Source organism: Pseudanabaena cinerea FACHB-1277 (assembly GCF_014696345.1).
Classification (GTDB): Bacteria; Cyanobacteriota; Cyanobacteriia; order Pseudanabaenales; family Pseudanabaenaceae; genus Pseudanabaena; species Pseudanabaena cinerea.
In genome coordinates, this window is sequence record NZ_JACJPY010000109.1 from 1 (window position 1) to 11,718 (window position 11,718).

The following is an 11,718-nucleotide window of genomic DNA, read 5'->3' on the forward strand; positions in this document are numbered from 1 at the left end:
CGAGCGCAACCCATCGTCCTCCTGAGCAAGCTTTCTTGCGCCTGAGTTGGATAGAATCGGTACTTGAAAGCTTTTTGAGTCATACTTACATTATACTACTTGTTTTGTAAGATATCTAACTAATATAAAGCCGCCCTAGAACGGCGGGGGTTTAAACCCATTTTTCTGATAAGCGAATGGCAGTAAAAAGTGCTACCATTCATTTTTTGGTTTTACGCCCTAGCAAGAATGAGTGTAGCTATAATGCGTAGAAGTGTTGCAGTGCCTTGCGCGGACTTAAAAAACAAAGAGTTTTTGAAGATCTGCTCAAAACGCCAATACTCAAAAATTTTTCTGTACTATTCAAAGCCTCAATAGGCTGTATTGCTTGGATTAGCTACGATACATTTCTGCAATACTGTATTGTGATTGCATTGTGATTAAAGTGTAATCGGTCAAATAAATAGAGATATAGTACAAATATCTTTTACCTATCCAAACATCTAAGGCATCCAAATAACAAGCTAATGCAATCGACTGAAACTATCCCCCAAAAAGATTATGTTCTAGTCGTAGATGATACGCCTCCAAATTTGCATTTGCTAATTACGATGTTGACACGCAAAGGTTACGATGCGCGTGGTGCAGCAGATGGCGAATTGGCATTGGCAAACATTGACGCAGAGTTGCCTGACTTGGTGCTACTAGACATTAATATGCCTAATCTTGATGGCTTTGAAGTATGCCGCCGCCTCAAGGCAAGCGATCGCACCCGTGAGATTCCTGTCATTTTTATTAGTGCGCGGGATGAGGTTTTAGACAAGGTACAGGCATTTGCAGTGGGTGCTGTCGATTACATCACTAAGCCTTTTCAAATTGCTGAAGTTTTGGCAAGAGTTGATAATCAGATTACCCTTCGCAAATTGCAAAAACAACTGCAAGAACAGAATGAACTCCTTAAAGAAGAAATCAGTCATCGCATTCTTGCAGAGGCTATGCTCCAAGAGGCAAATGTCCAGTTAGAAAGATTGGTTAATCTGGATGGTTTGACTAAATTGGCTAATCGGCGCTGCTTTGATGAGTATTTAGAACAGGAATGGCAGAGATTAGCTAGGGAACAGCTATTTTTAGCATTGATCATGTGTGATATTGACTTTTTTAAAAATTACAATGACTCCTATGGGCATATTGTGGGGGATGATTGCCTGAAGAAAGTGTCAGCGTTGATTCAACAATCGGTGCGCCGCCCTGCGGATTTGGCTGCAAGGTATGGTGGCGAAGAATTTGTGGTGGTTCTGCCCAATACTGACGTTGCAGGAGCGATGGCAGTTGCCGAAATTATCCGTCAGAAGCTGCGAGAATTGGCTATTCCTCACCAAGACTCGGCGGTGAGTCAATATGTCACCTTGAGTATGGGCGTAACCAGCTTAATTCCTAAGCTAGATTCTAATCCTTCAGTATTGTTAACGGCGGCGGACTATGCACTATATCGCGCCAAGGAGCTAGGCAGAAATCAAACCTATCAAATAGGCTGATCATTGGAATTAAGCTGTGCTTCTAGATCACTAATTCTCTGCTCTAGTTTACGCACTGTCCGCAACAAATCTGGTAACTGTCGCTCGGCAATAACGATGCGTTTCCAGTCTTTTTCAGGGACGACTGGGTAGCCCATTAGGGTTACGCCTGCGGGAACATCGCTAGGAATCCCTGATTTAGCACCAATGATCGCGCCATCACCTATATGGATATGATTTGCTGCGCCCACTTGCCCCGCCAAAACCACATGATGCCCAAGGCTGACCCCACCTGCCAAGCCCACCTGCGAGGCTAAAACAGAATGCGCTCCCACCTCTACCCCATGCCCGATCTGCACAAAGTTATCTAGTTTTGCACCCCTACGAACTATCGTTACCCCCACCGCAGGGCGATCGACAGCACAGGAACATCCTAGTTCCACATGATCTTCAATAATTACATAGCCCGTTTGCGGTACTTTGTACCATGTGCCATCGGGTGCTAGTTCAAAGCCAAAGCCATCGCCACCAATTATGTTGCTAGGGTGGAGAATGCAATTTGCTCCGATTTGAGTATGATCGCCAATTACGGAGTTGGCGTGAATAGTTGTATTTGCACCAATTTCCACATCGTTGTAAATAGTCACATGGGGATAAATGGTGACGTTATCACCAATTTTGACGCGATCGCCAATGACAACATAGGGGGCGATCGCCACATTGCTTCCTAACTGCACACTTTCACCCAAAATCGCCGTTGCATGAATATCAATGGGAGGGTTGGGGGGTTGATAAAACTTCTCAAGAACCTTGGCAAAGAGAATGCGTGGATGAGAAGTACGAATACAGGGAAGATGGGACGGTGTTTTGAGATCAAGAATAACGGCACTAGCTTGGGTCTCTTTGAGCGCGTTAACAAATTTAGCCGAAGACACAAAAGTAATCTCTCCAGACTTTGCTTTATCGATCGCCGCTACGCCTGAGATGATTGGGTCAAGCCCCTGAGAGTCGAGTTGACAATCAGGTAGAGCTTTGGCAAATTCAGTTACAATTTCTGAAAGCTGAAAAGAAATTTTTGGGGTCATGATTGGCTATATTAGGCGACATCAGTTTAATGATGATACCTTGCCTTGAGCTTACTTACAGCGCAAAGCGCTCAAACCCAAATCAACAAAAATCTTGAAAATCTTGCTTTGCGACACTTTCAAGATTTTTATTGTGGTTCGTTTGAGGGGTAATGGATAGCTAAATGGCGGCTAGCAAAGCTTCCCCCATAGCCACACAACCGACCCTCTCACAACCATCTGCCATAATGTCACCAGTACGCTTACCAGCATCAAGAACTTGGTTCACTGCTGACTCGATCGCATCGGCAGCCGCCCCTTCATTAAAGGCATAGCGTAACATCATCGCCGCACTTAACACTTGCGCTAGGGGATTAGCCAGATCCTTACCTGCAATATCAGGGGCTGAACCATGCACAGGCTCAAACAAGCCAGGTTTACCCGACTCCCCAAGGCTTGCTGATGGCAACATACCGATACTGCCCGTCAGCATTGCCGCCGCATCAGAAAGAATATCCCCGAATAAATTACCAGTCAAAATCACATCAAATTGTTTGGGGTTACGAATAATCTGCATCGCCGCATTATCTACATACATATGTGATAGCTTCACATCAGCATAGTCAGAGGCGATCGCACTCACGCGATCGCGCCATAACTGCGACACTTCCAAAACATTAGACTTATCAACAGAGCAAACAACTCTGCCGCGCTTTTGGGCTGCGTCAAAGGCAACTCTGGCAATGCGATCTATTTCTGGCTCGGTATAAACCATCGTATTAAAGCCACGCCTCACACCATTTTCATCTGCCACAATCCCCTTCGGCTTGCCAAAATAGATCCCCCCCGTCAACTCGCGTACCACCAAGATATCCACCCCTTCTACAACTTCACGCTTGAGGGTCGAAGCATCAATCAACTGCGGCAAAATCTGAGCAGGACGCAAATTGGCAAATAAGCCCATGCCCGCTCGCAATCCTAGCAAAGCTTGTTCTGGTCTGAGGTGTGACGGCATAGTATCCCATTTTTCACCGCCCACAGCCGCCAAAAGTACTGCATCGCTATTTTGGCACAATTGCAAAGTCTCATCGGGTAAGGGTTTTCCCATCGCATCGATCGCCGCCCCACCAACTAGAGCCGTCTCAAACTCAAAGGTGATCGCAAATTTGGGGGCGATCGCCTGCAAGACCGCCACAGCCACCTTCATGATTTCAGGACCAATGCCATCACCAGGTAGCAGGGTTATTTTGTAATTTTTAAAAGACTTTTGGGCGTTAACTTCGGGGGCTTCAGACATAGGACAATCACTAAAATACAGATCTCTTAAAATACCAAATGACTACACCATTTCTTAATGCTGCGTCTGTATACTATAGTTTTTTGCTGACCCATGAAAAAACAAACTTTAAAACAAACTTTAAAAACAAGCTAATGAACTGCCTGATTACAGCCCATCAAGTTACAGCCCATCAAGGGTTTGAGCAATATCGCTGTGATAACTTGGCAGACCTCCTTTTACAGATGACTAGCCCCAAAACTTAACTCAATTTTTAACTGAATGCTTAACGGAACCAATATTTTTTTAGTCGGTATGATGGGTGCTGGCAAAAGCACAGTCGGCAAAGCCCTAGCTCAGAAGCTAAATCCCAGCTTAAATTACAATTTTCTTGATACCGATAACCTGATTGAGCAGGCGGCAGGCAAATCAATTCCTGCGATCTTTGCCGAAGATGGCGAAGAAAAGTTTCGGGATCTTGAACAGCAAGTTCTTGCTGAGGTTGCTGCCTATACACGCCTAGTCGTCGCCACGGGTGGTGGTATCGTCATGCGATCGCTAAATTGGTCACACCTTCACGATGGCATTGTCGTTTGGATAGATGTGCCTGTGGAAATTTTGTACGATCGCCTCTGCCAATCATCGGAGCCGCGCCCACTGCTGCAAACCGCCGATCCACTTCAGCGCCTCCGTGAGCTAGATGAACAAAGGCGCGATCTCTATGCCCAAGCCGACATCTCCATCGTTGTCAGCCCTGACGAAACCCCTGAACAAGTCAGCGATCGGCTCCTCACCATGATCGATAGCCGCATTAACCCCGATCGCCTCAAACAAAGCATATAACATTAAAAAAGCATTTCAAAAAAGCCTTGTTTTTTAGATGTTCCATACTCATCGATTTGCGATTATGAACTTAGGAGTGTTAGTATATGCTCTTTAGATTGGCAATAATCGGCTTTATGTAGGCTACTTACCTAGTTGGGACTCACAGAAATCCTAGTGCTGATATGACACCATCATCCCCTTCGCGCATACCCACAGATACTAACACCACGATTGATGTGATTGCCGAGAGCGAATCTTCTAGCAAACACCAAACCGCTTTAGCAGTTACCCCAGCACCAGTTGTCACCCCTAACTCCACTGGCTCTAGTGCTTTGACTGTGACCACAGGCGGCAATTTCGCCTCGGTACTAGCCCCCCTTACCCCCGAAAAATTCAGTCAAGTAGTCACCGAAGTTGAGCAAAGGTTACGCATCGTCAATCAAACCTTGGGAATGCTCAATACGGATTTTGATGTAATCCTTGACGAGATGCTGCAAGCAATTCGCGGCAAAATTGGCGAATTACTATCAGCCGATCGCACCACAATTTTTTTATTAGATGCCGATAAAAATCAACTCTGGACAAACGTACCTGGAGAAGATGGTAAAAATATCGAGATTCGCATTTCCACGGAACCCACCAGCATCGCGGGAGAAGTGGCTACTTTTGGCGATATCGTCAATATTCCCTTTGACTTTTTTGATGATCCGCGCTCTGCCCAAGCCAAAAAACAATATGAGCGCACGGGCTACCGCACCTACACAATGCTGGCAATGCCCCTGCTCAACGACAATGATCAATTAGTGGCAGTGGTGCAGCTCATCAATAAATTGCGGATTCATGATGAGTCGCTGCCCCTCGAAGAGCGGGTTGATAATATTGGCTTCACCGAAGAGGATCAAGCCCTATTTGCCCAGTTTGCCCCTTCGATGCGCTTGATTCTCGAAAGTTCGCAAGCTTTTTATTCGGCGGCGCAAAAGCAGAGGGCGGCAGATGCCCTAATGAAAGCCGCGATGTCTCTCGGTCAAAGTTTAGACCTCGAAGCCACCCTCAAAAAAGTGATGGATGAGGCAAAGCTGCTGATGAATGCCGATCGCAGTACGCTCTGGTTAATTGACCGTGATCGCCAAGACCTCTGGACACAAATCATCAGAAGTGACGGCACAACCAAAGAACTACGCGTACCGATGGGCGTGGGCTTTGCGGGGCGAGTGGCGATTACGGGTGAAGTTTTAAATATTCCCTTTGACCTTTACAACCATCCTGATGCCAATAACTCCATGAAGTTTGATCAGGACAATGGCTATCGCACCTGTAGTTTGCTCTGTATGCCAATTTTTAATTCCAATAAAGAGCTGATTGGTGTCACCCAACTAGTTAACAAAGTGCAGCGCGGCGAATTTCCTAAATATGATCCTAGCAATTGGCCCAATGCCCCCGATCGCTTCAAAGCCAGCTTTAATAGCAATGACGAAGATTTTATGAAGGTCTTCAATGTACAGGCGGGTGTGGCTCTGGAAAATGCCAAGCTGTTTGCCAAGGTCAAGCAGGAGCAGCAAATGCAAAAGGATATTTTGCGAAGCCTCTCCGATGGCGTAATCTCCACCGACAAGCATGGCAAAATTATTGCCGCTAATGAACGTGCCTATGACCTATTGGGCGTTGGCGATGCTTTACTTGAAGGCAGATCGGTATATGAATTAGTTAATATCGAAAAGGCAAACTTTACCAAATGGTTCGAGATGAGCTTAGAAGGCTCCGACGAAAAGAACCGTAAGCAGTACTATCCCGATCAAACCCTGCGCTCCTCCGATGGCGAACAGCATAGTATTAATATTTCGATTAATACTATGTCCGAGGGGGATGAAGGTGAAGGTGTGCGTGGAGCGCTAGTGGTCATGGAAGACATTAGCCAAGAAAAACGCCTCAAGAGTACGATGTACCGTTACATGACCCAAGAGCTAGCCGAACAGCTTTTAGCGGGTGGCGATGCCAAAATGGGTGGCGATCGCAAGGAGGTATCCGTTTTATTTTCCGATATTCGCAGCTATACCACCATTACCGAATCTTTGACCGCCGAAGATGTGGTGATGATGCTCAATGAATATTTTGAGACGATGGTGGAAGCGGTCTTTAACTTTAAAGGCACGCTGGATAAATATATCGGTGATGCGATCATGGCAGTATTTGGTTCACCATTGCCGATCCCCGATCATGGCTGGATGGCAACGCAAACGGCGATCGATATGCGCCATCGGTTGCAAGAGTTTAATATCAAACGACTCGAAAAGCTCAAGCCCAAAACCCAAGCCGAAATTGACATGGCAACGATCCGCATTGGCATTGGTATCAACTCTGATACAGTGATTAGCGGCAATATTGGCTCCACCCGCCGCATGGAATTTACGGCGATCGGCGATGGCGTAAACCTTGGCTCACGCCTAGAGGGAGCCAGCAAGCAATATGGTACAGATATTGTGATCAGTGAAAGTACTTACAAAACCTGCGGCAATAAACTCTGGGTGCGGGAGCTTGATCGCATTCAGGTCAAGGGCAAAAATCAACCTGTGGGCATTTATGAGCTAGTGGGTCTAAAATCTGATCCTTTATCAGAGTCGCAAACTCGCATTATTGAGCATTACCAATCAGGACGCGCATATTACCTCTCTCGCAAATTTAGCAAAGCAGTTGCCGAATTTGCCGAAGTTTTAGAGTTAGATCACCACAACAAAGCCGCAAATTTACATATCAGCCGTTGTCAACATTTTTTGAGTTACCCCCCCGATGACTCATGGGATGGTGTTTGGCGCTTGACTGAGAAATAATCCTGTCCAGAGAGATTTTGGGAAGCGGCGCGGAGCGCCGCTTCCCAAAATCTCTCTAGGTTTTAATTAAGCACAATTATTTTTTATTTTGGGCAAATATAGCGATCGTGTATATACAGCTACCGTTATCCGTTAGAATGAAAAACGCTAAAAAGTTTTTGGTTGTAAGCAGAGAATAATTAAATGACTACCTTTGAGCAAGTACAAGAGATCGTTGCATCACAATTAGGCGTTGAAGAAGCCGAAGTTAAGCCCGAAGCCAGCTTTGCTAACGACCTTGGCGCTGACTCCCTCGATACGGTTGAACTAGTAATGGCTTTAGAGGAAAAGTTCGGCGTTGAAATCCCTGACGAAGATGCCGAAAAAATTGCCACTGTTCAAGATGCTGTTGATTACATTGATGGCAAGCAAGCGGGCGACAGCGTGAAGTATAAAGCATCACCATCACCATCATCACCAGGTCGGGGTCATGGTTGGACATCAGATGATAATCCAGATGACCCAGGTAACTACTAACTTAATTGCTCACCCTAAAAAACAACGGTTTCAGACATTTTAAGGAGAAAAGAATGTTAAATAATTCTATTCTCATTAATTGGTATAAATTAGTGGTTATAAATGTAATCACTAATTTATCAGTTGTATGAACTACTGTTATTTATTGATTCTTCTGGGTTGAGCAGTTACCTACTAAAAGTGACGGCTTATATTTTGGTAAGCTTCCAAGTGTAACAGTCGGATATCGTCTGAACTAAACGATGATTATTTTAGTTCAAAGCTTTGTTGACTTGCGGCAAAGCTTTACTATCCATGAATTTTTTGACATAGTGAATTTCAAGGAAATGCAAACCCCTCAGCCCCTCTCTCGCGTTGTTGTCACTGGACTAGGTGCAATTACCCCGATCGGTAAAACGATCGCCGAATATTGGCAAGGTTTAGTCGAGGGTAGGAATGGGATTACCGAAATTACTCGCTTTGATACAACGGATCATGAATGTCGTGTGGGCGGCGAGGTTAAAGACTTTGATCCTCTTGCCTACTTACCTGCCAAAGAATCACGCCGCATGGATCGCTTTGCTCAATTTGGTGTATGTGCCAGTATTCAAGCTTTAAAGGATGCTAGCTTAGAAATTACGCCCGAAAATGCGCCGCAGATTGGGGTCTTGTTGGGAACAGGCATTGGTGGTTTGCAGGTACTAGAAGATCAACATGAAATTATCCGCACCAAAGGACCATCCCGTTGCAGCCCTTTCATGATCCCCATGATGATTGGTAATATGGCGGCAGGATTGACCGCGATCCATACAGGCGCTCAAGGACCTAATTCCTGCACGGTGACAGCTTGCGCGGCGGGTTCAAATGCGATCGGCGATGCATTTCGGTTAGTGCAGAGTGGTTTTGCTCAGGCGATGATTTGTGGTGGTACAGAAGCCGCCATTACGCCCCTTGGCTTTGCGGGATTTGCTTCAGCGAGAGCGATGTCACGGCGCAACGATGATCCTGCTACGGCTTCGCGCCCCTTCGATCGCGATCGCGATGGCTTTGTGATGGGTGAAGGCGCAGGTATTTTGATCATCGAAAATCTTGATCATGCCCTAGCCCGTGGCGCGAAAATCTATGCCGAAATCGTAGGTTATGGTTGCACCTGTGATGCCTATCACATGACTTCGCCCTCACCGTCAGGCGAAGGCGCAATTAGAGCGATGTCCCTTGCTCTCAAAGATGGTGGCATTACCCCCGATATGGTGGACTACATCAATGCTCACGGGACAAGCACTGCCGCCAATGACAAAACCGAAACTAAGGCTATCAAAGAGGTGTTAGGCGATCACGCCTACAAGGTCGCGGTTAGCTCTACCAAGTCCATGACTGGGCATTTACTTGGCGGTTCAGGTGGCATTGAGGCAGTGGCAACAGTACTGGCGATCCAAAATGATATTGCCCCCCCTACAATGAATTTGCATAATCCCGATCCTGAGTGCGATCTGGACTATGTTCCGAACCAATCACGAGCAATGACAATTAATGTGGCAACCTCTAATTCCTTTGGCTTTGGTGGTCACAATGTGACATTAGTGTTCAAAAAATATCAGCCTTAGTACGCGATCGCCTCATCACCAACATCATCCAATAAATTTCCTAATTGCTAATGCCATCAAACCCACAAGGTCGGCGATCGCTTGGGATTGGATGATTTTGGCATCTTCGATTTTTGAATAAAAACTTTTTGTAACTTTTGGGCTTTTTTGAGGATCAGTCCTGTAAATTGGGCGATTAATTCCGCATATATGTTGGAACGCATCATGTTTAGCGCAATCTGTCTGGCTGTCTCAGCTTTGCCCTTGGGATGATGCGACATAGTTCTTCTACGTCGGGGTGTAGTAGCTTGTTTGACGGGCTTCTTTGTAGGCGATCGCTAGTTTTGAGATAAAGTCGGCTTTTGATTGACCTCCAATCGCTTCATCAACATTTGCGCCGATACTGGTCCCCGATCGCAATATTTGTTTTGACAGGACATATTCTTTTTTACCATTGACGATTAACTCCATATAGATCAAACTTTTTGTCAATTATTTTCATGTCATGTATTCTTGAAAGTCTACGAGTGGGGCTTTAAAGTCAGGGGCGATTTTTATTTGTCCTTTGGCGCTGCCTCGTTGTCTGCGTTTTGCGATCGGGAGGATTTGGCTTAGTTTAAGGATGGGTTGATTGTTGCGCGTGATGATAATTTCTTCGCCTTGTAATGCTATTTGCATAAGCTGCGGGAGTTGGGTTTGAGCTTGGGTGATGTCTATCTGCTGCATATTGTTCAATTATGAATTGAGCATTTATATTTTAATTCATAATTTCTATTCCGTAATTCCTAATTATTTTTCTCCCCAAATTCTATTTAGGACTGTTTGAATCTTTTTCTCAAATCTCTCGATTACAATTTATCGCTGAAAGCAAAGAGGATTTAAATTAAAGATTCGGTAGGGGCATAGCATTCCCGCCACAATCTATCAATTTCTAAACTATTTTAATTCGGGAATGCTTTGCCCAAAACCTCACAACGCAGGGACAATTTATCGGTGAAAGCAAACAGGGTTCAGCATTTGCGTTTTGAGATTGTATTGGAGAATAAAAATATTGGCGCAAATGCTAAACCCCTACAGTTTTTGCATTTTCTGTGGAGAATATAGAGATTAAGATCCCCGACTTTTTTTGTGATTATCACAATTTATCTGCGATCGCAAAGAAAAAGTCGGGGATCTGCGCTTATAGAGTTCCCTTTCGATTGCCTAATTATTCTCCTCCCCAAATTCGATTAAGGACAGTTTGAATCTTTTTCTCAAATCTCTCGATTAGTTCGCGATTGGCATTAACAAGGGCTTGCTCGGCTTGGATTTCAGCAACTATTGCTTTTTGGATTTCAATCGGTGGGAAGAATTACGAATTATTAATTACGAATTACGAATTATTTTTTGTGCTTTTTTGGATACTTCCAATAATCCGACATAGTTCTTCTACATCGGGATATATACTTTCAAATTCTTTTTGTGTCAGGTAATCAGTATCTTTTAATAGTCTTAACCAGTAGCTTGTTTCACGGGCTTCTTTGTAGGCTATGGATAGTTTTGAAATAAAGTCTGCTTTTGACTGACCACCAATAGCTTCTTCAACATTTGCGCCAATGCTAGTTCCTGATCGCAATATTTGTTTAGAAAGGACATATTCTTTTTTTGTGTTTGTGAGATGTTGATATAGTCTGACTATACGCAGTGCGAAGGCGTAACTTTTCTGTTGTACTAAATTATCAGATTTCATCACTACACCATACTTTATCAATAGTTTTATCGATTTTTTGCCGACATTCCTTAATTCGTAATTCGTAATTCGTAATTTCCTTTTGGTAGCCCTCGATTTCGGTGACTATTTCTTTTTGGATAGCGATCGGGGGTAGCGGGATTTTAAATTGTTTTAATTTCTCAATTGTTAACGCTTTGTATGCAGCGCCAAATACAATATGCTCAATTCCATTAGTAAAAATAGAATCAAGACAATATTTAAGAAATTGAGGATCAATATTAGACTTGTCGGGAAATAAAAGAAAGGTATAGAGGCAACTTCACATTTATTTCTGCACTTCAATCAATTAGTAAATACTAAAGCCATAAGTTCAATAAGTTGAAGCATAACCAAGGTTTGATATCGGTTATCATCATCCCAATACGCAAAAAAAAAGATGATAAATA

The 11,718-nt window shown here is 44.4% G+C and carries 11 protein-coding genes and 2 pseudogenes; 5 read left to right on the forward strand and 8 right to left on the reverse strand.

Annotated features, from left to right (window positions below):
- A partial coding sequence (locus H6F44_RS23665) for a helix-turn-helix domain-containing protein (RefSeq protein WP_190352181.1) occupies window positions 1-83 on the reverse strand: 83 nt, incomplete at its 3' end.
- 423 nt (window positions 84-506) lie between these two features.
- Between H6F44_RS23665 and H6F44_RS20465 the strand changes: the two genes are divergently transcribed.
- Window positions 507-1,514 carry a response regulator gene (locus H6F44_RS20465; protein WP_190352943.1) on the forward strand — a complete coding sequence of 336 codons (1,008 nt, stop codon included), beginning with the start codon at window positions 507-509 and terminating at the stop codon, window positions 1,512-1,514.
- Here H6F44_RS20465 and lpxD read toward each other — a convergent pair.
- Window positions 1,502-2,578, reverse strand: a complete 1,077-nt coding sequence (gene lpxD / locus H6F44_RS20470) for a UDP-3-O-(3-hydroxymyristoyl)glucosamine N-acyltransferase (protein ID WP_190352944.1) — start codon at window positions 2,576-2,578, stop codon at window positions 1,502-1,504. The two genes, H6F44_RS20465 and lpxD, sit on opposite strands and share 13 nt — an antisense overlap.
- 160 nt (window positions 2,579-2,738) lie before the next feature.
- The gene (leuB, locus tag H6F44_RS20475) at window positions 2,739-3,854 is read right to left on the reverse strand and encodes a 3-isopropylmalate dehydrogenase (protein WP_190352945.1); all 1,116 of its coding nucleotides are present in this window, start codon (window positions 3,852-3,854) and stop codon (window positions 2,739-2,741) included.
- A gap of 261 nt (window positions 3,855-4,115) precedes the next feature.
- Here leuB and H6F44_RS20480 point away from each other — a divergent pair, with 261 nt between their 5' ends.
- The 4 genes and pseudogenes from H6F44_RS20480 to fabF all read left to right on the forward strand — a co-directional run bounded on the left by H6F44_RS20480 (window position 4,116) and on the right by fabF (window position 9,582).
- Window positions 4,116-4,676 carry a shikimate kinase gene (locus H6F44_RS20480; RefSeq protein WP_190352946.1) on the forward strand — a complete coding sequence of 187 codons (561 nt, stop codon included), beginning with the start codon at window positions 4,116-4,118 and terminating at the stop codon, window positions 4,674-4,676.
- Window positions 4,677-4,840: 164 nt separating this feature from the next.
- Window positions 4,841-7,483, forward strand: coding sequence for an adenylate/guanylate cyclase domain-containing protein (locus H6F44_RS20485; protein ID WP_190352947.1), 2,643 nt, complete (start codon window positions 4,841-4,843; stop codon window positions 7,481-7,483).
- 183 nt (window positions 7,484-7,666) lie between these two features.
- Window positions 7,667-7,897: pseudogene (gene acpP / locus H6F44_RS20490) on the forward strand (acyl carrier protein); the annotation flags it as partial.
- Window positions 7,898-8,325: 428 nt separating this feature from the next.
- A complete protein-coding gene (gene fabF / locus H6F44_RS20495; RefSeq protein WP_190352952.1) occupies window positions 8,326-9,582 on the forward strand; it encodes a beta-ketoacyl-ACP synthase II in 1,257 nt (418 codons plus the stop codon).
- 56 nt (window positions 9,583-9,638) lie between these two features.
- Here the strand turns inward: fabF and H6F44_RS20500 are convergent, their stop codons facing one another.
- From H6F44_RS20500 to H6F44_RS24150, 5 genes and pseudogenes are all read right to left on the reverse strand, one after another.
- Window positions 9,639-9,842, reverse strand: a complete 204-nt coding sequence (locus H6F44_RS20500; RefSeq protein ID WP_190352949.1) for a hypothetical protein — start codon at window positions 9,840-9,842, stop codon at window positions 9,639-9,641.
- 19 nt (window positions 9,843-9,861) lie between these two features.
- Window positions 9,862-10,032, reverse strand: a pseudogene (locus H6F44_RS20505) (four helix bundle protein); the annotation flags it as partial.
- A gap of 27 nt (window positions 10,033-10,059) precedes the next feature.
- A complete protein-coding gene (locus H6F44_RS20510) occupies window positions 10,060-10,287 on the reverse strand; it encodes a type II toxin-antitoxin system Phd/YefM family antitoxin (protein WP_190352950.1) in 228 nt (75 codons plus the stop codon).
- 646 nt (window positions 10,288-10,933) lie between these two features.
- Window positions 10,934-11,290, reverse strand: a complete 357-nt coding sequence (locus H6F44_RS20515; RefSeq protein ID WP_190352951.1) for a four helix bundle protein — start codon at window positions 11,288-11,290, stop codon at window positions 10,934-10,936.
- A complete protein-coding gene (locus tag H6F44_RS24150; RefSeq protein WP_407681882.1) occupies window positions 11,280-11,549 on the reverse strand; it encodes a restriction endonuclease subunit S in 270 nt (89 codons plus the stop codon). Before H6F44_RS24150 ends, H6F44_RS20515 begins: the two co-directional genes overlap by 11 nt.
- Between the last annotated feature and the right edge of the window lie 169 nt (window positions 11,550-11,718).